Origin of the sequence: Bradyrhizobium embrapense (genome assembly GCF_001189235.2) — a bacterium.
GTDB classification, from domain to species: domain Bacteria; phylum Pseudomonadota; class Alphaproteobacteria; order Rhizobiales; family Xanthobacteraceae; genus Bradyrhizobium; species Bradyrhizobium embrapense.
The window spans coordinates 305,164-328,160 of record NZ_LFIP02000005.1 but is presented as its reverse complement, the minus strand read 5'-3'; the positions used below and the strand labels follow the sequence as shown (position 1 = coordinate 328,160).

Here is a 22,997-nt window from a genome sequence, read left to right as displayed (position 1 = left end):
CGAAAATCGATCATTGCAACTCTGCCGGAAACGCCCCCGTGATTCGCCGTCACACCCCTGCAAAATACCGCAATATGGTTGCCCGCGCGGGGGTGCGGATGCTATCCCGCGCCCCATGACAACCGCCCCGATTTCGAACATCCGCAACTTCTCCATCGTCGCCCATATCGACCATGGCAAGTCGACCCTTGCCGACCGCCTGATCCAGATGACGGGCGGCCTGTCGGATCGCGAGATGGCGGGCAAGGAGCAGGTGCTCGATTCGATGGATATCGAGCGCGAGCGCGGCATCACCATCAAGGCGCAGACCGTCCGGCTGAACTACCGCGCCAAGGACGGCAAGGATTACATCTTCAACCTGATGGACACGCCCGGCCACGTCGACTTCGCCTACGAGGTCTCGCGGTCGCTGGCGGCCTGCGAGGGTTCCCTGCTGGTGGTCGACGCCAGCCAGGGCGTCGAGGCGCAGACGCTCGCCAACGTCTATCAGGCGCTCGACAACAATCACGAGATCGTGCCGGTCCTCAACAAGGTCGACCTGCCCGCTGCCGAGCCCGAGAAGGTCAAGCAGCAGATCGAGGACGTGATCGGCATCGATGCCTCGGATGCCGTGATGATCTCGGCCAAGACCGGCGTCGGCGTGCCCGACGTGCTGGAGGCGATCGTCACCCGCCTGCCGCCGCCGAAGGGCGACCGCGACGCGACCTTGAAGGCGCTCCTGGTCGACAGCTGGTACGACGTCTATCTCGGCGTGGTCGTGCTGATCCGCGTCGTCGACGGCGTCATGAAGAAGGGCCAGCGCATCCGCATGATGGGCACCGGCGCGGCCTACGACATCGAGCGCGTCGGCTTCTTCACGCCGAAGATGCAGCAGGTCGAGGAGCTCGGTCCCGGCGAGATCGGCTTCATCACCGCGGCGATCAAGGAAGTCGCCGATACGCGGGTGGGCGACACCATCACCGACGACAGGAAGCCGGTCACCGAGATGCTGCCGGGCTTCAAGCCGGCGATCCCGGTGGTGTTCTGCGGCCTGTTCCCGGTCGATGCCGACGATTTCGAGACACTGCGCGCGGCGATGGGCAAGCTGCGCCTGAACGACGCCAGCTTCTCCTTCGAGATGGAAACCTCCGCCGCGCTCGGCTTCGGCTTCCGCTGCGGCTTCCTCGGGCTGCTGCATCTGGAGATCATCCAGGAACGGCTGTCGCGCGAGTTCGACCTCAACCTGATCGCGACCGCGCCCAGCGTCATCTACAAGATGAAGCTGACCGACGGCACCGAGCTCGAGATCCACAACCCGGTCGACATGCCCGACGTGGTCAAGATCGCCGAGATCCAGGAGCCGTGGATCGAGGCGACCATCCTGACGCCGGACGAATATCTCGGCAGCGTCTTGAAACTGTGCCAGGACCGCCGCGGTTCTCAGAAGGAGCTGACTTACGTCGGCTCGCGCGCGATGGTCAAATACGATTTGCCGCTCAACGAGGTGGTGTTCGATTTCTACGATCGCCTGAAGTCGGTCTCCAAGGGCTACGCCTCGTTCGACTATCATCTGACCGACTACAAGCCGGCCGATCTCGTCAAGATGCAGATCCTGGTCAACGCCGAGCCGGTCGACGCGCTGTCGATGCTGGTGCACCGGACCCGAGCCGAGGGCCGCGGCCGCGCCATGGTCGAGAAGATGAAGGAGCTGATCCCGCCGCACATGTTCCAGATCCCGATCCAGGCGGCGATCGGCGGCAAGGTGATTGCGCGCGAAACCGTCCGGGCGCTGCGCAAGGACGTCACCGCGAAGTGCTACGGCGGCGACATCACCCGTAAACGAAAACTTCTGGAGAAGCAGAAGGAAGGCAAGAAGAAGATGCGGCAGTTCGGCAAGGTCGACATCCCGCAGGAAGCCTTCATCGCCGCGCTCAAGGTGGACAGCTGAGGCGCTGACGATCCGTCCAGCCCGTCATTGCGAGGAGCGATAGCGACGAAGCAATCCATCTTCCCCCTTATGCGGAACAATGGATTGCTTCGCTTCGCTCGCAATGACGGGAAATGGATCCGTCACGCCGACTATTCTCCAGCAACAAAACGCACCATGATTTGAATCGCCATCGCGGGTCCGCCCCACTAAGCTCCTGACATGTTGCGCATTCTGTCCCTCCTCATCGTCATCCTCGCCTTGCTGCAGCCAGACCTGAGCGCCGCCGCCTCCTCGAAGAAGCGGCAGCCCCCCCGCTGGCATGGCTACGGCTTCCTGCCCGGCTACCGGCAGCCGCCCAATCAGACCATCCCGGTGCTCGGCCCGCGCGGCGCCGCCCGCGGCTACCCCGATTTTTCGCCGGAATATTACTATGGCGGCGATTGGCACTATTTCGGCCGCCCCGGCTTCCATGGCGGCGGGCGCTACAATGGCGGCAGCTATGGCCCGTGCTGGGTCTGGACGCCGATCGGGCGGGCCTGGCAGTGCGGCTAGCCGCGCGTCGCTGCGACATCCTGCGCCTGCAACGCACAATGCGCTGATCCCGGAATGAGAGGCATGTTGCCCGTCATATTGCCCCCGGAGCCCGGATAGGCCACCATCCTCCCTGGGCGCGCCACAACAAACAACAGCGCCTGAGGAAACGCATGAGCAAGGACGCTCGGTTCGACTATGGCTGGGTCGTGGTCGGCGCGGGCGCGCTGATGACCTGCGTCGGCTTCGGCACCATGCTGTCGCTCGCGGTGTTCCTGCAGCCGATCTCGGATGCGATGGGCTGGTCGCGCGCCGGCGTATCGGCGGCCGCGACGCTGGATTTCCTCTGCATGGGTTTTGCGGCGTTCGCCTGGGGCGCGCTGTCCGATCGCTTCGGCACCCGCATCGTGGTGCTGGCGGGCAGCCTGCTGCTCGGGCTTGGCCTCGTGACGGCAAGCCAGGCGCAGAGCCTGTGGCAATTCCAGCTCTGCTTCGGCGTGCTGATCGGAATCGCCGCCGGCAGCTTCTATGCGCCGATGATGGCGCTCGCGAGCGCCTGGATCGACAAGCATCGCAGCCTCGCCGTCGCGCTGGTGTCGGCCGGCATGGGCGTCTCGCCACTCACGGTCGCGCCATCCGCGAGCTTTCTGATCACGGCGTATGACTGGCGCTTCGCGATGCTCGTGATCGGCATCGCCGCATGGGCGCTGCTGATCCCCGCCTCGTTCCTGGTGCGCCCGGCGCCGCAGGGATCGAGCGTCGCGATCGCAACGGCCAGCCATGCGCCGCAAGCGGAATGGACCGTGGCGCAGGCGCTGCGCACGCCGCAATTCATCACGCTCGCACTGGCGCATTTCGCCTGCTGCGCGGCACATTCGGGCCCGATCTTCCACATGGTGTCCTACGCCATGGTGTGCGGCATCGCGCCGCTCACCGCGGTCACGGTCTACAGCCTCGCCGGCTTCTCCGGGCTCGGCGGACGGCTGCTGCTCGGGGTGCTGGCGGACCGGCTCGGCGCCAAGCCGGTGCTGGTCGGCGGCCTGCTGGTGCAGGCGCTGTCGATCGCGACCTATCTTGCGGTGGCGCAGCTCGGCCAATTCTACGCACTCTCTGTCGTGTTCGGCCTCGCCTATGGCGGCGTGATGCCGCTCTATGCCGTGCTGGTGCGCGAATTCTTCGGCGCGCGCATCATGGGCACGGTGTTCGGCGCGGTGTCGGCGTTCGCGAGTCTGGGCATGGCGCTCGGGCCATGGGCCGGCGGTTACGTGTTCGACACGTTCCACGGCTACACGTGGCTGCACGCCGGTTCCTTCGCGATCGGCCTTGCCGCGGTCGCGGTGGCCCTGAGCTTCTCCACCAAGCGACAGCCGTCGCTCGATCTCGACCGCGCCGCCGCCTGAGCGCGGATGCGTCGATCGCTCACGCGCGGCCGCGAGCGACGGATAGCTGATCTGCATCGGCGCCGCCCCGCCTTGCCCTCCTTTGCCGGATGGGCCACCATCGCCTGCCCCGCCCAACAAGAACCTCAGAAGGGGCGCCGAGGACACGCATGAACAAGCCGCAGGGAGTAGACCTTGTCGAGCGGGCGCGCGCGCTGGCGCCGCTGATCATTGCTGAAGCCGACGAGATCGAACGGACGCGGCGGCTGACGCCTTCGGTCACCGCGGCCCTGGTCGAGAACGGGCTGTATCGCGCGCTGCTGCCGAAGCGTTTCGGCGGCGCCGAGGCGACGCTGGACGCGTTCATGCAGATGCAGGAGGAGATCGCCAAGGCCGATGCCTCGACCGCCTGGTGCCTCGGCCAGTGCAGCGTCTGCGCCATGACCGCGGCCTATCTCGAGCCCGACGTAGCCAACGAAATTTTCAACACCGCGCCCGGCATCCTCGCCTGGGGCGCGATCGCACACGAAGTCCGCGCCGAGCCCGGCGGCTACCGCGCCAGTGCGCGCTGGGATTTCGCCTCGGGCTCGCGGCAGGCAAGCTGGCTCGGTGCCCATGTTCGAATCGTCGAGGCCGACGGCACGCCGCGCCGGAAGGCGGACGGTTCGCCGGAGATCCGCACCATCCTGTTTCCGGCGTCGCAAGCGACCATGTACGACGTCTGGGACGTGATCGGCCTGAAGGGCACCGGCACCGATTCCTACTCGGTCGACAACCTCTTCATTCCAGAGACATTCGCCGCGCTGCGCGACGACCCGGCCGCGTGCCGCGAGGGCGGCCCGCTCTACAAGCTCTCCACCAACATGGTGTTCAGCATGGGCTTTGCCGCCACCTCGCTCGGCGTCGCCCGCGCCATGCTGGATGCGGCGACCGAGCTGGCCCGCGGCAAGACCCCGCAGGGCCTCAAGGCGATGCGCGACAACAACGCCGTGCAGGGCCAGATCGGCCGCACTGAGGCGAGCCTGCGCGCCGCGCGCGCCTATCTGTATGCGACGGCGCACGACGTCTGGAGCGATCTCGCGCGCGGCGAAGCGATCACCGAGGCCCACCGCATCGCGATCCGCATCGCCTCGACCTGGACCATTCACCAGTCGGCCGCGGTGGTCGACATCGCCTATCACATGTCGGGCGCAACGGCGGTATTCGCCAGGAATCCGTTCGAGCGACGGTTTCGCGACATGCACGCGATCGCCCAGCAGATCCAGGCCCGCGACACCCAATATGAGGACGCGGGCAAGGCGATCCTGGCGGAAAATCTGGGCGCACCGCCGACGGCGCGCTGAAACGTGCCGAAGTTAGATTGAACCAGGACACGCACTCATCACTCCGCCATGCAGCGCTACTGCAATTGTGTCTGCGCACAGCGCGCCAAATTGGCCCTGACCACGAGGTGATGAAACGGCCTGATCGCGTTGAGATAGGTGAAGCCGAGGGCATTGTGGGTATGCACGACGGTCGTCGCGATCAGCAACGCGCCGATTGGAGAATGGCGCCGGAGCAGAGACAGCCGGAAGTCGAGGTGCCGGTCATCCGCACCGAGCACGATTTCATCCTTGCCCTCCCAGTGCACCGGGAAGAAGTCGACCCGTTCATGGCCGTCCGGGGACGTCCTGACCGTATCGGAGGTCTTGATGCCGAAGGGCGTCACCATGGCGTCGCGCAGCGCGATCAGCGCCTTTTGCCATGCGGGCGGATTGAGGAGCGTCCGCCTCGCCAGCTCGCGCATGCTCGGCTGTTCCGATGCACTGAGGTCAATGCTGTAGCTATCGAGCAGGCTGGCGTTCTCGTACCAGTCCGCCACGACGCTTTCCGACGGCGGCGCCGCCCGGCGCACCAGCGGTTTGCGGTCCAAACCCATGCTCATGATGATGTCACCTGTTCAAGGGACCGATCGCAAGGGCTATTCCCGGCTTGAGGCGCGGGTGATTGTCCTGCGCTGAGCCTTGCCTTACTGGTCTTCAATTCTATGGTGGTCGGCGCGGGGTCTCAAGGCCGATCTACCCCTGATGAGGACGCCGAGTAGGCTCCACACAAGCGGACGGTGAGGAGCACATCCATGCAACGATCGGCCTTTCGCAGTGTCTTGCGGCCTTGCATCCGGCTATTGTTCACGTCGGAAAGGCTTTGAAGGTTCACCAATGCTGCTCGAAACCGGGCTCCGAGGCGCCGCACTGGCGCTGATCGGCCTGCTTGCGATCATCGGTCTTCCCGGCACGCTTCGATCGTTGATCGGTCGCGCCACACTGCTGTTCGACCTGTGTGTCATCGCGTTCCTCGTCGAAACCGCTCCCGGACTACATGACGGGCTCGCCTGGTGGATCGTTCCGCTGCGGATTCTCAGCAACTCGATCGCAGGCATTTTCGTCGTGTGGGCCGAGACGGTGTTCGGGGATGCATCCGAGGCGACGCCATGGCGGTGGGCGGTCTTCGTTGCCGTTTTGCCGCTCGCGGCGGTGGCGACCTTGTCCGGCTCGAGCCTGGCGTGGAATGCGACGCATGCCGTGACGCTCATCGTGGTGGTGATCGAAACCGCCCGGGTGCTTGCAGGACGCAAAGCAGACCTGGTCGAGGGGCGGCGACGCTTCAGGATCATCTTCGCCTGCGCCGTGGGTCTGGTCATTCTGGCAACGACGCTGCTCGACGCAGTAGGTGTCGGCTGGCTCCCCGGGCTTTCGGCCGTGCTGGGCCTCGCCATCGTTGCCGCCATGACACGCCTGCGTGCCGTCATGCCCGATCCGACGCTCGATCCGGCACCGGCAGCGCGAGGGGCCCCGACGATCCCGATCGCGGCGAGCGACATGAGCGCCGAGGAGCGCCAACTGGCGGAGCGGCTGCGGCGGGCGATGGAGCAGGACCGTGCCTACCGCGACCCGGAGCTCTCGGTGGATCGACTGGCCGAGCGGTTGGGCGTGCCTGAATATCGTCTCCGGCGAACGATCAACCAGCGCCTCGGCTATCGGAACTTCACTGATTTCGTCAACGAGCACAGGCTGAAGGAGGCGCGGCAGGCGTTGTCCGACCCCGCGCAAGCCCGCGTCCCGGTCCTCACCATCGCCCTCGATGCCGGTTGGGGATCGATCGGCCCGTTCAATCGCGCCTTCAAGGCCCAAACCGGCCAAACGCCGACTGAATTCCGCCGCCGCGCGCTGGCCGATTTCGCAATCGGCGATAGTTTGCCGGTATCGGCCAGGTCCGACACGGCTTCCGGCAAGACCCCGACCTCGGCATGAGGCCTGATCCCGGCGCAAACCGGAGGACGGGTCATGCCTGGAGAGAGACCGAGCCATCGCCTGCTCTATATCGACAACCTGCGTTGGTCGGCGATCAGCATGGTCGTCGTCATGCACGCGGCCGTGACCTACTCGCCCTTTGGCGCATGGTATTACCGCGAGCATCCGGAGCTGGGTATCGGAGCGAAGATCGGCTTCGCCGCCTATCAATCCTTCCAGCACGCGGTGGCGATGGGTCTGCTGTTCGGCCTGGCGGGCTTCTTTTCAGCCGGCGTCATTGCACGCAATGGCGTCCGTCACTTCGTCCGCGAGCGGCTGCAAAGACTTGGCCTGCCATTGCTGCTCTATGTGACCTTGATTGGCCCGCTGACTGAGTATTTCGTCGCGGGGTCGTGGCGGTCCGACCCGCCGCGAACGTTCATCCAGGACTGGTGGCTGCACTTTCGTTCGGGGGAACTGCTCGACGGCTCGGGGCCCCTGTGGTTCTGCCTGGTGCTTCTCCTGTTCTCCGCCGTCTACGCAGTGCTGTGCCAGGTGCGCCCGATCCAGTTCGCGCCGCGTGATCCGCCTTCGGCAGCGGCCGTGCTGGGTTACGCGGCCCTGATTGCCATCGTGACCTTCGTCGTCGGCGCGGCCTTTCCGAACGCGACGACTGTTCTCAACGTCGATGTGCACGACTTTCCGCAATACCCCTTCATGTATGCCGCCGGAATTGCCGCATGGAAAGGCGACTGGTTCCGCCAGATACCATCACGCGTCGGAAGGCGCTGGTGGTGGAGTGGCCTTTGGATCGGCGGCGCGCTGTGGATCATCCTCATCGCTACTGGCGGCGCCATGCGCGGCGACGTGTCCTCCTATGGCGGGGGCTGGCACTGGCAGGCTGCCGGCATCGACGCCTGGCGCTCATTCACCTGTGTTGCGCTCTCGTTGGGGGCAATCATCCTCTATCGAGACCGGCTTGACGGCCAGGGACCCATCGCGCGCTTCCTGACGCGCAATGCGTTCGGCGTCTATGTCTTGCACGCGCCGATCCTGGTTGCGATCACGCGCTTGCTGCACCTTCTCCCTGCTTCAATTGCCGTCAAATTCGCAGCCGCCAGTCTGGGGGGCATCCTGGCAAGCTTTCTCGTTGTCGGGTTTGTGGCCCGGCGAACGCCTGGCTTGCGCGCAGTTCTCTGAACGTCTGCCTGCGGTCCGGCTGAATCAGCCAAACCTCAGCTCGATTGAGCCGCATGGTACGAAAGTAGGCACCGGCACGATGCTGCCGGCGCGAATTTTCGGCGGTGCAACACCCGGTTGTTAAGCTTTTTCTGGGACTTTGCGGCCGGCGCTAATGCCTGGAGTCCCGCTCGTCCCATGTTCACGCTTCGATCGATTGCCGCCCGCCTGATTCTGGCGATTTCACTGACCGTTGCGGTCGCCTGCGCGATTCTCGGCGGCTTCTCCATCAGCCAGCAGCGGGCGCTGACCCGGCTCGCGCTCGATCAGCAGCTCAAGCTGCAATATGACAGCGTGATTGCGGCGATCGACTATGAAGGCCGCACGGCGCTCGCGGTTTCCGCCGTCATCGCCGCCCTGCCGCCGGTCGAGGACGCGATCGCCAAGGGCGACCGCGACGGCCTCGGCAAGCTGCTCGGCGCCCCCTGGGCCTCGATCAAGGCGCAGGGCATCCCGCTGATCTCGTTCTGGCAGGCCCCGGCGACCAGCTTCTACCGGGTCCACACGCCGAAAATCTTCGGCGACGACGCCTCTACACGGCGCATCACCGTGGTGGAATCGATCAAGGCTGGCAAGCCGATCGTCGGCGTCGAGCCCGGCCGCGAAGCGCTTTCGATCTTCGGCATGACCCCGGTCATGCGCGACGGCAAGACGCTGGGCAATGTCGACATCGGCGTCGCCTTCGGCAAGGAATTCGTCGATCGCGCCAAGAAGCGCTTCGGTATCGACCTTGCCGTGCATTCGTTCGACGGCCAGAAATTCAGGCGGCTGTCGTCCACCTTCGGCGACACCGTGGTCGCGACCCAGGACGAGCTCAAGAGCGCAATGAATGGCGCGGCTCTGCTGCGCGACGCCACGCTCGACGGCCATGCGGCGGAGCTCTATCTCGGCCAGATCAAGAACTATGCCGGCGAACCGGTCGCCGTGCTCGAGATCGTCAAGGACACCAGGGACTATGAGGCCGCGGCCGCGAGCGCGCAGCGCAATCTGATCGTCGGCGTGGTCGCGATCCTGGCCGCGGCCGTGCTGCTCGCGTTCCTGCTCGGCCGCGGCCTGTCGCGGCCGCTGACCGCGATCACCGCCGTCATGAACCGCCTGTCCAGCGGCGACACCAGCGTTGCGATCCCCGGCAGCGAGCGCCGTGACGAGCTCGGCACCATGGCGAAGGCGGTCGACGTGTTCCGCCGCAGCATGATCGAGACCTCTTCGCTGCGCGATGCACAGGAGGCCGACAAGGTGAAGGCTGCGGCCGACAAGCAGGCGCTGCAGCGGCAGATGGCCGACCGTTTCGAATCCGACGTCAAGGGCATGGTCGCCGCCGTCGCGCAATCATCGAGCGCCATGCAGCGCGTCGCGGGCGAGATCGCCAGCAGCGTCAACGGCACCTCCGAACGGACCGCGGCGGCAGCCGCCGCGTCCGAGGAGGCGTCCGCCAGCGTCAACGCGGTGGCGGCCGCAACCGAAGAGCTGGCCTCTTCGATCACCGAGATCGGCCGCCAGGTCACCCATTCCAGCCGCGTCGCCGACAATGCCGTGGCCAAGGCGATGGAGACCACCGAGATGGTGACGAGCCTTGCCGCATCCGCCGAGAAGATCGGCGACGTGCTGCGCCTGATCAGCGCGATCGCCAGCCAGACCAATCTGCTGGCCCTCAACGCCACCATCGAGGCGGCCCGCGCCGGCGAGGCCGGCCGCGGCTTTGCCGTGGTCGCCGCCGAGGTGAAGGAACTGGCGAGCCAGACCGCGAAGGCGACCGACGAGATCGCCGGCCAGGTCGGCGCGATCCAGTCTGCTACCGGCAATTGCGTCAGCGCGATCGGCGACATCAGCGGCACCATCCGCGAGATCTCGGGCATCGCGACCGCGATTGCGGCCGCCGTCGAGCAGCAGGGCTCGGCGACGCGGGAGATCGCCCGCAGCGTGCAGCAGGCGTCCTCCGGCACCCTCGAGGTCTCCGCCAATATCGCGGGCGCGAGCGAGGCCGCCGGCCAGTCCCGCGCCCTCACGGGCAATGTGCTGGATACATCGGGCCAGCTCGGCGATCACGCCTCCGCGCTGTCGCACAGCGTGGATACGTTCCTCGCCGGATTGCGCAACGCGGCCTGAGCGGTCGCGGTCTGGATGACGTTCAAGGCGCTGTGGTAGACAGACGTGGGACGTCCTCCTCGTGAAGCCTACCATGCGCAAGCCGGCGACATCGACCAGCAAGGCGGCACGACGACCGCAAGCGAAGGCTGATTCGCTGTTCGACGGATACCCTGCCCCCGTGAAGACAAAACTGCTGGCGCTGCGGCGGCTGATCTTCGAGACCGCGAAGACGACCAAGGGCGTCGGCGCGCTGGAAGAGACGCTGAAATGGGGGCAGCCGAGCTACCTCACGCCGGAGACCGGCAGCGGCAGCACGATCCGGATCGATCAGGTGAAGCCGGCCGCTGGCCAAGTCGCGATCTACTTCCACTGCCAGACCAATCTGGTCGAGACGTTCCGCGAGCTCTATCCCGAGCTCAGCTACAGCGGCAACCGCGCGATCCTGCTCGATGTCGCGGGGAAGCTTCCGGAGGTAGCGCTGCGCCACTGCGTGGCGCTGGCGCTGACGTATCATTTGAACAAGCGGAAGCCGAGCGACCGGCTACAATAATTTCCACCGCCGTTGCGTGGAGCGAAGTGACGAAGAAGTCCATCTAGCTTCGCGTGAGGCTGGGGCGCGCATCTATCAATCCGAGACCCCCGCTTTCGAGGAGAAGCGGACACGCGATGCAGACCGCGGGGATGCCGCCTTGTGGCCATTGCAGAAGTTGACCAACGACTGCTTCTGGAGGCAACGTCATCGGCCAAAAAGAAATGAGGCGGCCGGCGTTTTCTCGGAACTTTCCTGCTTGATCCCGCGACACCCTCACGCCAAATTGCAATCGGTTGAGGAGCGAATGCAACAGATCGAAGAGTGGCTTGAGAAGCTGGGCATGTCTGCTTACGCCCAGCGGTTTCGCGAAAATCGGATCGATATCTCCATCCTGGGTGAACTTAACGACCAAGACCTTCGGGAACTGGGCATCGTCCTCGGCGATCGCAAGACGATCCTCCGTGCAATCCGCGAGTTGCACGCCTCCGATAAGTCCTCCGCGCCGTATACGGAGTCGGTCCCTGATACGGCCGAACGGCGCCAGCTAACGGTCATGTTCTGCGATCTCGTCGGCTCGACAGCCCTATCGACGCAGCTCGATCCGGAGGATTTGCGGAAGATCATCGGTGCATACCACCGCGCCTGCGCAGCCGTCGTCGAACAGAACGGCGGCTTCGTTGCAAAATATATGGGCGACGGCGTGCTGGTGTATTTCGGCTATCCACGGGCCCACGAGCACGATGCGGAGCACGCTGTGCAGGCAGCACTTGGGCTCGTTGCTGCGGTCGGAAAGCTCGAAACGGCGACCCCCGGCCGACTGGAGGTGCGTGTCGGGATTGCAACGGGACTGGTCGTTGTCGGAGACATCGTCGGCTCTGGAGAGGCCCAGGAACGCGGCGTTGTCGGCGAAACGCCGAATCTGGCGGCCCGCTTGCAGGCCGTCGCGGGACCTGGAATGGTCGTGATCGCGGACGCAACGCGACGGCTGGTCGGCGATCTATTTGTGCTGACGAGTCTCGGGGCACAACAGCTCAAGGGGCTAGCTGGACCGGTTCAGGCCTGGGCCGTCCACGGCACCAACGCCATCGATGGCCGCTTCGACGCCCTTTATCGTCGCGGATTGGGAGCCCTCGTCGGACGCGAGCGCGAATGTGCGGTGCTGGAGCAGAGCTGGTCCAGAGCTCGAGCGAACGCCGGGCAAGTCGTCATCATTGCCGGCGAGGCCGGCATCGGCAAATCGCGCCTGGTGGCTGCCATTCTGGAGCATGTCGTCGCGGATGCGCCGACGCAGCTGCGCTACTACTGCTCTCCGCAGCACACCAATTCGGCGCTTTATCCAATCGTCAAGCAGATGGAACGACGCGCGAATCTTGCGCGCGAGGATGATGCGAAAACGAGACTCGACAAGCTTGATGCGACCCTCGGCCGCTCATCCGCACCTATCGCACACAGGGCAGCGCTTGCCGACCTGCTTCAACTCGCCAATGACGGCCGGTATTCCACCGACGAGCTGACGCCAGCGCTGCGCCGCCAACGAATGCTGGAAGCGATCGTGCTGGATATCCAGAGCCAGGCCCGCTCCAATCCGGTTCTGATGATATTCGAGGATCTGCACTGGATCGATCCGACCAGCCTCGAACTGCTTGGTCAGCTCATCGAGGCGATTGTCGCCCTTCCCGTGTTGCTGGTTGCGACGTTCCGGCCCGAACTTGCACCACCCTTGGCCGCTCGGCCTCATATCACGGCGATGACGATCACCCGGCTTGGTGCGCGCGAAACCGAAGCTCTGGTTGATGAGGTGATCGGAGAGCACCCCCTTCCGGCACACATTCGCAAGGAGATCATCGATCGCGCCGACGGAATACCGCTGTTTGTCCAGGAAATGACCAAGGCCGTGCTGGAGGCTGGCTCCGAGACGCGTCTCGTCGGGGCAATCCCTGCGGCTGCGAGTCCGGTGCCGGCCACCCTTCACGCATCTCTGATGGCCCGCTTGGACCGGCTCGGCCCCGCCAAGGAGGTTGCACAGATGGCAGCCGCAATCGGTCGCGACTTCAGCCAAGCGTTGATCGCCGCCATCGTACCACTGACGGAGTCCGAGCTGAACCGCGCGCTCGACCGTCTCGTCGATGCGGGATTGCTGTTTCGCCAGGGCGACCCGCATGATTCGAACTATGTCTTCAATCACGCGCTGATCCAGGAGGCCGCCTATGGCACGCTCCTGCGTGAGAAGCGCCGCGCGCTCCACCTTGTGCTTGCCGAGACCATAGAAATCGATTTCGTCGACATTGCCGAGAGCCAACCGGAAGTGCTGGCCCGGCATTGCACCGAAGCCGGCCTGCTAGAAAAGGCGGCACACCTGTGGAGCAAGGCCGGAAGGCGGTCGCTTTCCCGGTCGGCGCTCGTCGAAGCGGCGGAACAGCTGGCACGCGCCCTTGACCTGATCGCCAGGTCGCCCGAGACAGCCTCGTTGCGCCGTGAGCGAATCTCGTTGCAAATCGAGCTTGCCAACGCTCTGATCCACACCAAAGGCCATGCTGCTCCCGAGACAAGAGCGGCTTTCGATCAGGCGCGCGCCTTGATCGAGCATGCAGAGAAGCTCGGGGATACGGCGGACGATCCCATCGTGCTCTTTTCGGTGCTTTACGGATTCTGGGTGGCAAGCCGCATGTCGTTCCACGCCCATGTTACGCGGGAGCTGGCTGCCCAATTCCAGGCCCTCGCTGAACAACGGCAGGCAAGTACACCAACGATGATCGGGCATCTCTTGATGGGAATTTCCCTCGTGCTCGCCGGAGACCTGGCTGCCGGCTCAGCCGAGCTCGATCATGTCGTTACGACGTACTGTCACGCCGAGCACCGCCCGCTTGCAATGCGGTTTGGCCATGATGTTCTCGTCTCCGCATTGGCGTGGCGCGCCTTTTCGCAGTGGACGCTGGGCCGCACCGATGCCGCGACGGCCGACCTGGAGCGTGCTATCCGCGAGGCACGCGAGTTTGGCCACGCCGCAACGCTCATGTATGCGCTGGCCCATGTGTCCCTCACTCTCATCTACATAGGCAAACTCGGCTCCGCGGCCGAACTCGCTCGCGAGCTTATGCAGCTCGCGGACGAGAAGGGATCACGCTTCTGGAACGCTTACGGCAAGCTGTTGCGCGGTCGGGTGCTCGCCCTTGAGGGGCAGCACCACTCTGCCGCTGATATGATCGAGGCCGGGATTTCGGGTATGCGATCCACCGGCGCGACCGCCTATGCGCCGTGGTATCTCAGCATATTGGGAGCGACATACGCTCGGATCGGAAGGCTTGGCGATGCGCAACGCTGTAACGAAGAGGCGTTGCTGAGGATCAGGGAGAGTGGCGAATGCTGGCAGGAGGCGGAAGCCTATCAAATCGCGGGAGAAGTGGCGCTGGCGTGCGAACCGCCGAATGTGGAGCAGGCGCGGGCTCATTTCGAAAGGTCACTGGTCGTTGCGAAACAACAGATGGCCAAATCATTCGAATTGAGGGCGGCCGAAAGCCTCGCCCGACTTGCCCGAAAGCCAGGAAGCGGGCCCGAAAACCCGATTCGCTAACATCCACACATGGCCCGTTGCCGACGTGGAGGACTGGATTTCGAGAATAGCTTTCTCGGCTTGAGCGGCGCGGTGACGGCCACAAACTTGGTCGATGCGAGGAAGCAGCGGGCTGTTCTGGCCTACGGCGACTTCCTGGCGACAGTGATCAATTTCTCGTTCTGTACTTTCTCGTTCGCACGGAAGTCGCCGTTACGAAGAGGCAAGTTTCGTCCCATGAGCTAGACGATCATGAACAATGTCCGAGTCCGGCCCTTTGCGGACATCTACTTAAGCGTCGTCGATGTCCGCTCTTTCATGTCAACCGGAACCTCGCTATTCTCGCGCACGCGCGTACCGGCTTTATGAGTACACGTCCCGGATGGATTGATTCACTGCGCTCGCAATGACGCAATCGAAGCAGCTTCGCTACGCCACCAGCGCGGTGGCGACGCGCTGCGCCTTCAGCAGGCTGATGACTTCAGTGTTCGGCCGCGCGCGGCTGAACAGAAAGCCCTGGCCCTCGTGGCAGCCCTCGGCGCGCAGGCAGCTCAGCTCCGCCTCGGTCTCGACGCCCTCCGCGGTGATGGTGACGCCGAGCCCGATGCCGAGGCTGACGATCGAACGCACGATCGCCTGCGCGTCCGGATTGGCGCCGAGGTCGCGCACGAACGACTGGTCGATCTTGATCTTGTCGAACGGGAAGCTGCGCAGATAGCTCAGGCTCGAATAGCCGGTGCCGAAATCGTCCATCGACATCCGCACCCCGAGCGCGCGCAGCGCATGCAGCGTCGCCAGCACCTGGCTGCTCTTCTCGAGCAGCAGCGTCTCGGTGATCTCGAGTTCGAGCCGCCGCGCCGGCAGGCCGGATTGCCGCAGCGCGTCGGTGACCAGCGCCAGCAGGTTGCCGGTGCGGAATTGCAGCGGCGACAGATTGACCGCGACGCGGACGTCGTCGGGCCATTGCGCCGCGTCCATGCAGGCGCGATGCAGCATCAGCGAACCCAGCGGATTGATCAGACCGGTCTCCTCGGCCACCGGAATGAACTCGCCGGGCGAGATCATGCCGCGCTCCGGATGCGGCCAGCGCACCAAGGCCTCGAAGCCGGTGATGCGTCCGCTGGTGAGGTCGACCAGCGGCTGGTAGTAGGGCCGCAGCCCTTCATTCTGGATCGCATCGCGCAGGTCGATCTCGATCTTGCGGCGGCTCTGCGCGCGCGCATCCATCTCGGCCTCGAAGAACGAGAAGGTGCCGCGGAATTCGCTCTTGGCGCGCGACAGCGCCATGTCGGCGCTCTTCAACAGCTTTTCGGAATCCTCGCCGTCGCCGGGCGACATCGCGATCCCGATGCTGGCGCCGACCACCACCGAATGGCCATCGAGCAGATAAGGTTCGCCGATCGCATCGAGGATCCGCCGCGCCAGCAGCACCGCGTCTTCGGGCCGCATCACGCCGCCTTGCACGATGGTGAACTCATCGGAGTTGAGCCGGGCCAGCGCGTCTTCCTCGCGCAGCGTCGAGCGCAGGCGCTTGGCGACCCCGCGCAACAGCTTGTCACCGATGCCGTGGCCGAGCGTGTCGTTGACCGCCTTGAAATTGTCGAGCCCGAGCATCAGCACCGCGACCTTGTCGGTGGAGCGGCGGGTGTGCTGCAACATCTCCTCCATCTGCTGGCGCAGCAGATTGCGGTTCGGCAGGCCGGTCAGGCTGTCATGCTGGGCCATGAAGGCCAGCCGCGCCTCGGCGCGCTTGCGTTCGGTGATGTCCATCAGCGCGAGCAGCATCGCCGGCTGATCGCCATGCATCAGCTGGCGCGAATAGATCGCCAGGTCGATCAGCGTGCCGTCCGCGCGCACATGCTTCCAGGTCCGCGCCGCCTGCTCGTCGCTGCTGCGGCCTGAGGCCCAGGGCAGCTCGGCATCGAACGCCTGCAGGCTCTTGATCGTCATCTTCTCGAATTCGGCACGAACGTAACCATAGTGCGCGATCGCGGCGTCGTTGACCGCCAGAATCTTCTCGCCGTCGAGCGCGCACAGGATCATCGGCACCGGGTTGCCGTCGAACAGCAGGCGGAACGACGCCTCGCGCTGCTTCAATTCGGTGATGTCGACGCGCAGGCCGACGATGCCGCCATCCGAGGTCAGCCGCTCCTCGATCAGCACCACGCGGCCGTCGGCCAGCACCTGCTCATGCCGCTCGCCCGGCTGGTACATCTTCTCGAGCCGCTCGGCGATCCACTCTTCCTCGCGCCCGGCGGCCTCGGGATAGTCGCCGCGCGCGACGCCGATGCGGATGGTGTCTTCGAGGCGCGCGCCTTGCTCGAACAGGTCGGAACTGCGCTTGTAGATTTCCGCGTATTTCTTGTTCCAGAGGGTGTAGCGGCCTTCGGGGTCCAGAAACACGATGCCTTGCGGCAGGATGTCGATCGCCTCGCGCAGCCGCGCATTGGACTTGCGGGCCTCGGCGATCGCAGCGTCGGCTTGCGCGCGCTGGCGCACCAGTTCGCTGATCTCGACCGCGCTGCGGCGCGAACTGCCCGACATCTTCGGCATCGGCCTCACCCGGCGGCCCTGAGGACCTGATAGTTTGGCCTGTTTCGGTTTCTTGATCTTCTTCGGCCGCATCATCGGTATCGCACGCCCCACGCGCATTTCAATTCGGCGACATATCTGCGATAAGTCTCTGAAAAATTGGTATCTCTCGGCAAATAGCTGCGCTGCTTGAGAAGCTGCGGCATGCCTGCTTTGCAGGCGAGTTCACGACGAACGCCAGTGGCGCGCCGTCAGCAGGCGGCCCACAACCCAGATTTACGGCATGGACGCGCCGGAGTGTGGTGAAGGAAGGGTAAAACGGCGCGCGATTGCACAGAAAGCACGTCCGACGCATCAATGTTTGCCAGTGTGTGACAGGGTTATCGCGAGGTAAAGGCGGCACAGGCAAAGGAACAGGGGCAACCTTCGAGTCCGAGCCAAAGCGGTTTGGCCATGCGTATCGACTCCGGACGGAAACCACCGCGCTCATGAAAATCAGCGGCGCGTCGATCGTCAGCGCACATCAAGCGAATGGGATGAAAGCGCGGTTCGCCTGCCTCGAATCCATGTTAGCCTTGCGCAGACAGAGTGATCCGAATGCCACCCCGCCTGCGTCTGATCCCGTTCCTGATCGCCACCCTGCTCGCCTGCACCATCTCCGCGCGGGCGCAGGACAAGGGCTCGCTCAATCCGCAGCCATTGCCGCCGCTCGCCAACCCTAACGATCCGACGATCGGGGCGAAGCAGCTGTTCGCGCGCAAGATGCTGCCGGCGGCGCTGCCGACCCAATCGATCGGCGGCTACACCAAGGGCTGTCTCGCCGGCGCCGCGCAGATGCCGCTCGACGGCGCCACCTGGCAGGTGATGCGCCTGTCGCGCAACCGCTATTGGGGCCACCCCGCCATGATCGCGCTGTTGAAGCGGCTTGCGGCCAACGCCCACAGGGACGCCGGCTGGCCCGGCATCCTGGTCGGCGATATCGGCCAGCCGCGCGGCGGCCCCGCGCTCTCGGGCCATGCCAGCCACCAGATCGGGCTCGACGCCGATATCTGGCTGACGCCGATGCCGGACCGCAAATTGTCACGCGAGGATCGCGAGGAGATGTCGGCGGTGATGATGGTGCGCGACGACCGGCTCGATATCGATCCGCGCGTGTTCACGCCGGCTCACGTGCTGGTGATCCGCGATGCCGCGCGAGAGCCGGCCGTGCAGCGCATCTTCGTCAATGCCGCGATAAAGAAGGCGCTGTGCCGCGAGGCCAAGGGCGACCGCAGCTGGCTGTCGAAGATCCGGCCGTGGTGGGGCCACGACTATCACTTCCACATCCGCATGCGCTGTCCGCCTGGCAGCCCGGCATGCGAGGCGCAGAAACCGCAGACGGAAGGCGAAGGATGCAAGCCGTCCGACCTCGCCTTCTGGTTCAAGGACTCCGTGCTGCATCCGAAGCCACCGCCGAAGCCGCCGAAACCTCGCCCGCCGATGACGCTGGCGCAGATGCCGGCGGAGTGCAAAGCGGTGCTGAACGCTCCCGACGCCAAACAATAACATTCAGAGCAATAACATCTTCGTCAGGCGGCTATGCCGGCCGGGTTATACTGCGTTATGATCCCGCGTCGTCGCGCCGTAAGCGCGTTCGAGCGATGGATCGGGGCCGCTGATCTCTTTCATCCGTCACAATTGCATTGGACCAGACATGCGCAAATCGCTCCTCGCCGCATCGCTGCTGCTTGTTTCAGTTCCCGCCTTCGCGGCGGAAGAGCCGAGCGGCTGCGACAAGTTCAAATGGTCGATCGATCGCGCCCGCGCCGCGCTCACCGCGCCCGATCGCACCAGGCTCGCCTCGGGCGGCGAACAGGCCGCACTGCCGCCGACCGCGATCACGCTGGCGCTGGTCGCGCCCAGCGACGCCAAACTGCCAAGCCCGCCCGAGCGCGCGCCGAAGGACGGCACGTTCGCCGGCTTCACCAGCTTCAAGGCGGCGCCGAAGGCCGGGCTCTATACCGTCAGCCTGTCGGCCGGCGCCTGGGTCGACCTGGTGCAGGACGGGCATTTCCTGAAGCCGAAGGCATTCAGCGGCGCGACCGATTGCGACGGCATCCGCAAGACCATGAAATTTGACCTCGCCGCCAGCCCGTTCGTGCTGCAGGTGACCGGCGCCAGGGAAAATTCGCTGTCGATCGCGATCCAGCCGTCCGATGAATAGGACGAACGGTTAGACAAACAGTCGCCTTTACCGTAAGTGCCAGCCTGCTATGTTTGCCGTGCGATATCCCGAGGACCGTAAGTCCTTCGGAGAACAGCGGAACAGCGCTTCCGTCCGTCGCGTCCCAGAATTCACCAACGCCTGATTTTGCGCGCGCATGTTCGCGCGCGAGCTCGCACGGAGCGCTTCCATGTCACGACTTTCCATTTCAAGGCTTGCAATTTCAAGGCTCGCCGGACTTTTCACTGCCTCCGTCATCCTGCTCGGTGCGATCCATTCGCCCGCGCGCGCCGAGGACAAGACCCTCACGGTTTTTGCCGCGGCCTCGATGAAGAACGCGCTCGACGAGATCGATGCCGCCTACACCGCCAAGACCGGCGTCAAGATCAGCGCCAGCTATGCCGCGAGCTCGGCACTGGCAAAGCAGATCGAGCAGGGCGCGCCGGCCGACGTGTTCGTCTCCGCCGACACCGACTGGATGGACTACGCGATCAAGCAGAAGACCATCAATGAGCCGACGCGGGTCAACCTGCTCGGCAATTCGATCGTGCTGATCGCACCGAAGGATTCCAAGATCGACAATGTCAACATCGCACCTGGCTTCGATCTCGCCAAGCTCGCCGACGGCGGCAAGATCGCCACCGGCGACGTCAAGGCGGTGCCGGTCGGCAAATACGCCAAGGCCGCGCTCGAGAAGCTCGGCGCCTGGCAGGCCGCGGAGCCGAAATTCGCGATGGCCGAGAGCGTGCGTGCCGCATTGACGCTGGTGGCGCGCGGCGAAGCCGTGCTCGGCATCGTCTATTCGACCGACGCCAAGGTCGAGCCGGGCGTCAAGATCGTCGGCAGCTTCCCGGCCGACACCCATCCGGCGATCATCTATCCGGTCGCGGCGACCACGACCGCCAAGCCCGAGACCTCCGACTATCTCGCCTTCCTGCGTTCTTCCGCCGCGAAGACGATCCTCGAGAAATACGGCTTCAAGTTCCTGATCAGCCCGACGACCTGAGCGTGTTTGAGATCTCGCCGACCGAATGGACGGCGATCCTGCTGTCGCTGCGGGTCGCCGTCATTGCAACGCTGGTGGCGACCCCGTTCGGGATCGCGCTCGCCTGGCTGCTGGCGCGGCGCGATTTCTGGGGCAAGTCGCTGCTCGATGCCGCCGTGCATCTGCCGCTGGTACTGCCGCCCGTCGTCACCGGCTACCTGCTGCTGCTGACCTTCGGCAAGCGCGGACTGGTCGGCGGCTGGCTGGCCGACCATCTCGGCATCGTGTTCGCATTCCGCTGGACCGGCGCGGCGCTCGCCTGCGGCGTGATGTCGTTTCCGCTGCTGGTGCGTCCGATCCGGCTGTCGATTGAAGCCATCGACCGCCGCCTCGAACAGGCCGCCGAGACGCTCGGCGCCGCGCCCTGGCGGGTGTTTGCGACGGTGACGCTGCCGCTGGCGCTGCCGGGCGTGCTGGCCGGCATGGTGCTCGGCTTTGCCAAGGCGATCGGCGAGTTCGGCGCCACCATCACCTTCGTCTCCAACATCCCCGGCGAGACCCAGACCATTTCGTCGGCGATCTATTCGCTGATCCAGACACCCGACGGCGACACTGCCGCGGCACGTCTGGTGATCATCTCCATCGTGATCGCGATGGGCGCGCTGATCGGCGCGGAATGGTTCGCGCGCCGCGCCACCGCGCGCCTGCACGGGCAGTAGCGATGCTGCGCGTCGACATCCAAAAGCAGCTCGGCGAGTTCTCGCTTGCGGCGTCGTTCAGCAGTGAGGGCCGCGTCACCGGCCTGTTCGGGGCGTCCGGCTCCGGCAAGACCTCGCTGATCAACACCATCGCAGGCCTGGTGCGTCCCGATCGCGGCACCATCGTGATCGACGGTGAGACGGTCGACGATACCGCCGCCGGCATTCACGTCCCGACCTGGCGCCGCCGGATCGGCTACGTGTTCCAGGACGCACGGCTGTTTCCGCATCTCGATATCAGGCAGAACCTCGATTACGGCCGCCGCATGAACCGCCTCACCGAGGATCCCGCGCAGCACAAGCGCGTCATCGACCTGCTCGACATCGGCGCCCTGCTCGACCGCCGCCCCGGAAAGCTCTCCGGCGGCGAGCGCCAGCGCGTCGCGCTCGGCCGGGCGCTGCTGTCCAAGCCGCGGCTGTTGCTGCTGGACGAGCCGCTGGGCGCGCTCGACGAGAGCCGCAAGCTGGAGATCCTGCCCTATCTGGTCCGGTTGCGCGACGAGGCGGGTGTCCCGATGGTCTATGTCAGCCACGACGCGGCCGAGCTGCGCCAGCTCGCCACCCAGATCGTGATGCTGCGCCACGGCCAGGTGACCGCGTTTGGCGGTGTCAAGGTGTTGACGGGCGGCACCTAGAGCTAGGGTTCTGATTGAATCAGAGCCGTAGCTCTGGGTTCTGGTCTCAAGGCGTTTTCTTCACGCGAACCGGTGCCCACTTCGCTCGAAAACGCCCCGGCTGGCCGTTTTTCCGAAAGTCGGCATAAGATAGCCCATCTTGTCTGCTAGGCCCGGATCGGGACATCCCGATCGGCATGGGGAAAGGTGCACTTTGCGACTGACTGGCTGGGTATTGCTGCTGATCGGCGGGCTGCTGTGCGCCACGATTTCGTGGGCCGCCCTCGGCTTTCTGCTGATGGGCATCGGCCTGATCTCGCTGCAGGTCGCCGAGCGCCGCCGACGCCTCGGGGATGACGCCGTGCCGGCCGGGGCCGGGGGGTTCGTCCCACCTCGCCTCAGTCCCGGGCTGCAGCCGCCGACCCTCGACCCTGTCACCGGCCAGAACGCCGGGCCGCAGCGCCAGCCACGCCGGGTGGCCTGGCCCGACAAGGACGATGCCCCCTACGACCAGCAGACCTGGCGCAGGCTGGTCGAGAGCGATCCCGATCTCGCCCAGCTTGCCAAGGTGCTGGCCGATTACGGCCCGCAATATGTCGATGAACTCGCGGCGAGCTATCTCGCCGCCCCCGACAAGAGCCGCCTCGGCGCGATCGTCGACGGCATCATCGCGCGGGCCCGGGACGGCCAGCCGGCGCCGCCGCCCGCACCGGTCGAAGGATCGCGGCCACCGCCGCTGCCGCCGCCCAGGCCTGAGCCAAGGCAGCTGACCGCCCCTGCCGCCAAGCCGGTGGCTTCGCCGGGCAATCCTGCTTCGCTGGAAGCGTCCCTGCTCGCCACGGTCGAGGAGGCTTCCGCCAGGGTCGCCGCCGAACGCGCGGGTCTCTTCAAGCCTGCCAAGGAGCCTAATAAGGAACCTGGCAAGGCCACCGACAGCCGGCCGTCGACGGCGAGCCAGCGGGAACGGCTGTTCGGTCGTACCCTCCGGGACGCGAAGCCCACCGAGGCGCCGCCGCCGCTGGCCGAGACGCCCGCCGACCTCGAAGCATCGTTGATCACCGCCATCAGCGAGGCCGCCGCCAGACGGGCGGACGCATCCAAGCCAGCGCCAGAGCCGCCGCTGAAGCGCGAGCCGGAGATCCGCGCCGTCGCCCCACCCGCCAACACGCCGCCTGCCAAGACGCCGCCTGCCAAGACATCGCCTGCCAAGACACCGACCGATAATCTCGACGAGACGCTGCTCGCGGCGCTGGCCGAGATTTCCGGCCAGAAGCTGAAGGATGAGCCCAAAGCAGACGCTGCGTCCAACGACCCGCCGGCCCCGCCGGCGGACGATGGCCTGTCCGACATGATCAAGAAGTTCGCGCCGGATTCGAGCTTCCTGCGCAAGCAGTGACGGTGCCGGTCT

Annotated in this window: 17 protein-coding genes and 1 pseudogene; 16 read left to right on the top strand and 2 right to left on the bottom strand. The window is 65.3% G+C overall.

Annotation, left to right across the window (positions count from 1 at the left end):
* Nucleotides 1–115: 115 nt before the first annotated feature.
* From lepA to AKN83_RS24130, 4 genes are all read left to right on the top strand, one after another.
* A complete protein-coding gene (gene lepA, locus AKN83_RS24145; RefSeq protein WP_050405984.1) occupies nt 116–1,927 on the top strand; it encodes a translation elongation factor 4 in 1,812 nt (603 codons plus the stop codon).
* A 201-nt stretch (nt 1,928–2,128) separates the two neighbouring features.
* On the top strand, nt 2,129–2,461 hold the full coding sequence (locus AKN83_RS24140; protein WP_050405983.1) for a hypothetical protein: 333 nt from the start codon (nt 2,129–2,131) through the stop codon (nt 2,459–2,461).
* Between the two features lie 152 nt (nt 2,462–2,613).
* Nucleotides 2,614–3,840, top strand: a complete 1,227-nt coding sequence (locus AKN83_RS24135) for an MFS transporter (protein WP_050405982.1) — start codon at nt 2,614–2,616, stop codon at nt 3,838–3,840.
* Nucleotides 3,841–3,989: 149 nt separating this feature from the next.
* A complete protein-coding gene (locus AKN83_RS24130; protein ID WP_050405981.1) occupies nt 3,990–5,162 on the top strand; it encodes an acyl-CoA dehydrogenase family protein in 1,173 nt (390 codons plus the stop codon).
* 56 nt (nt 5,163–5,218) lie between these two features.
* On the opposite strand, the gene AKN83_RS24125 is transcribed toward AKN83_RS24130, so the two are convergent.
* A complete protein-coding gene (locus AKN83_RS24125; RefSeq protein ID WP_063695497.1) occupies nt 5,219–5,743 on the bottom strand; it encodes a DUF2867 domain-containing protein in 525 nt (174 codons plus the stop codon).
* 274 nt (nt 5,744–6,017) lie between these two features.
* Between AKN83_RS24125 and AKN83_RS24120 the strand changes: the two genes are divergently transcribed.
* The 6 genes and pseudogenes from AKN83_RS24120 to mscL form a co-directional block, all read left to right on the top strand.
* Nucleotides 6,018–7,109 carry a helix-turn-helix domain-containing protein gene (locus tag AKN83_RS24120; protein WP_050405979.1) on the top strand — a complete coding sequence of 364 codons (1,092 nt, stop codon included), beginning with the start codon at nt 6,018–6,020 and terminating at the stop codon, nt 7,107–7,109.
* Between the two features lie 33 nt (nt 7,110–7,142).
* The gene (locus tag AKN83_RS24115; RefSeq protein ID WP_050405978.1) at nt 7,143–8,288 is read left to right on the top strand and encodes an acyltransferase family protein; all 1,146 of its coding nucleotides are present in this window, start codon (nt 7,143–7,145) and stop codon (nt 8,286–8,288) included.
* A gap of 177 nt (nt 8,289–8,465) precedes the next feature.
* Nucleotides 8,466–10,433 (top strand): methyl-accepting chemotaxis protein, encoded by a 1,968-nt coding sequence (locus tag AKN83_RS24110; RefSeq protein ID WP_050405976.1) that lies wholly within the window; start codon nt 8,466–8,468, stop codon nt 10,431–10,433.
* A 73-nt stretch (nt 10,434–10,506) separates the two neighbouring features.
* Nucleotides 10,507–10,965 carry a DUF1801 domain-containing protein gene (locus tag AKN83_RS24105; protein WP_050405974.1) on the top strand — a complete coding sequence of 153 codons (459 nt, stop codon included), beginning with the start codon at nt 10,507–10,509 and terminating at the stop codon, nt 10,963–10,965.
* A 286-nt stretch (nt 10,966–11,251) separates the two neighbouring features.
* Nucleotides 11,252–14,518: an adenylate/guanylate cyclase domain-containing protein gene (locus tag AKN83_RS24100; RefSeq protein ID WP_050405973.1), complete on the top strand. Its 3,267-nt coding sequence runs from the start codon at nt 11,252–11,254 to the stop codon at nt 14,516–14,518.
* A gap of 27 nt (nt 14,519–14,545) precedes the next feature.
* A pseudogene (gene mscL, locus AKN83_RS41310) lies at nt 14,546–14,689 on the top strand (large conductance mechanosensitive channel protein MscL); the annotation flags it as partial.
* A gap of 237 nt (nt 14,690–14,926) precedes the next feature.
* Here mscL and AKN83_RS24095 read toward each other — a convergent pair.
* Nucleotides 14,927–17,041 (bottom strand): putative bifunctional diguanylate cyclase/phosphodiesterase, encoded by a 2,115-nt coding sequence (locus AKN83_RS24095; protein ID WP_244522096.1) that lies wholly within the window; start codon nt 17,039–17,041, stop codon nt 14,927–14,929.
* Between the two features lie 585 nt (nt 17,042–17,626).
* Between AKN83_RS24095 and mepA the strand changes: the two genes are divergently transcribed.
* The 6 genes from mepA (at nt 17,627) to AKN83_RS24065 (ending at nt 22,985) form a co-directional block, all read left to right on the top strand.
* Nucleotides 17,627–18,574 (top strand): penicillin-insensitive murein endopeptidase, encoded by a 948-nt coding sequence (mepA, locus tag AKN83_RS24090; protein WP_050405970.1) that lies wholly within the window; start codon nt 17,627–17,629, stop codon nt 18,572–18,574.
* 148 nt (nt 18,575–18,722) lie between these two features.
* Nucleotides 18,723–19,232, top strand: coding sequence for a hypothetical protein (locus AKN83_RS24085; protein ID WP_050405969.1), 510 nt, complete (start codon nt 18,723–18,725; stop codon nt 19,230–19,232).
* A 220-nt stretch (nt 19,233–19,452) separates the two neighbouring features.
* Nucleotides 19,453–20,238 carry a molybdate ABC transporter substrate-binding protein gene (gene modA, locus AKN83_RS24080; RefSeq protein WP_050406021.1) on the top strand — a complete coding sequence of 262 codons (786 nt, stop codon included), beginning with the start codon at nt 19,453–19,455 and terminating at the stop codon, nt 20,236–20,238.
* A gap of 2 nt (nt 20,239–20,240) precedes the next feature.
* Entirely contained in the window at nt 20,241–20,936 is a 696-nt protein-coding gene (gene modB, locus AKN83_RS24075; protein ID WP_063695496.1) for a molybdate ABC transporter permease subunit, read from the top strand.
* Nucleotides 20,937–20,938: 2 nt separating this feature from the next.
* Nucleotides 20,939–21,610: a molybdenum ABC transporter ATP-binding protein gene (gene modC / locus AKN83_RS24070; protein ID WP_050406019.1), complete on the top strand. Its 672-nt coding sequence runs from the start codon at nt 20,939–20,941 to the stop codon at nt 21,608–21,610.
* Nucleotides 21,611–21,803: 193 nt separating this feature from the next.
* On the top strand, nt 21,804–22,985 hold the full coding sequence (locus AKN83_RS24065; protein ID WP_157113531.1) for a hypothetical protein: 1,182 nt from the start codon (nt 21,804–21,806) through the stop codon (nt 22,983–22,985).
* Nucleotides 22,986–22,997: the final 12 nt, after the last annotated feature.

Coding starts and splice junctions, on each gene's coding strand:
- lepA (WP_050405984.1), top strand. CDS start 116: ATGACAACCGCCCCGATTTCGAACATCCGCAACTTCTCCATCGTCGCC.
- AKN83_RS24140 (WP_050405983.1), top strand. CDS start 2,129: ATGTTGCGCATTCTGTCCCTCCTCATCGTCATCCTCGCCTTGCTGCAG.
- AKN83_RS24135 (WP_050405982.1), top strand. CDS start 2,614: ATGAGCAAGGACGCTCGGTTCGACTATGGCTGGGTCGTGGTCGGCGCG.
- AKN83_RS24130 (WP_050405981.1), top strand. CDS start 3,990: ATGAACAAGCCGCAGGGAGTAGACCTTGTCGAGCGGGCGCGCGCGCTG.
- AKN83_RS24125 (WP_063695497.1), bottom strand. CDS start 5,743: ATGAGCATGGGTTTGGACCGCAAACCGCTGGTGCGCCGGGCGGCGCCG.
- AKN83_RS24120 (WP_050405979.1), top strand. CDS start 6,018: ATGCTGCTCGAAACCGGGCTCCGAGGCGCCGCACTGGCGCTGATCGGC.
- AKN83_RS24115 (WP_050405978.1), top strand. CDS start 7,143: ATGCCTGGAGAGAGACCGAGCCATCGCCTGCTCTATATCGACAACCTG.
- AKN83_RS24110 (WP_050405976.1), top strand. CDS start 8,466: ATGTTCACGCTTCGATCGATTGCCGCCCGCCTGATTCTGGCGATTTCA.
- AKN83_RS24105 (WP_050405974.1), top strand. CDS start 10,507: ATGCGCAAGCCGGCGACATCGACCAGCAAGGCGGCACGACGACCGCAA.
- AKN83_RS24100 (WP_050405973.1), top strand. CDS start 11,252: ATGCAACAGATCGAAGAGTGGCTTGAGAAGCTGGGCATGTCTGCTTAC.
- AKN83_RS24095 (WP_244522096.1), bottom strand. CDS start 17,041: ATGTCGGGCAGTTCGCGCCGCAGCGCGGTCGAGATCAGCGAACTGGTG.
- mepA (WP_050405970.1), top strand. CDS start 17,627: ATGCCACCCCGCCTGCGTCTGATCCCGTTCCTGATCGCCACCCTGCTC.
- AKN83_RS24085 (WP_050405969.1), top strand. CDS start 18,723: ATGCGCAAATCGCTCCTCGCCGCATCGCTGCTGCTTGTTTCAGTTCCC.
- modC (WP_050406019.1), top strand. CDS start 20,939: ATGCTGCGCGTCGACATCCAAAAGCAGCTCGGCGAGTTCTCGCTTGCG.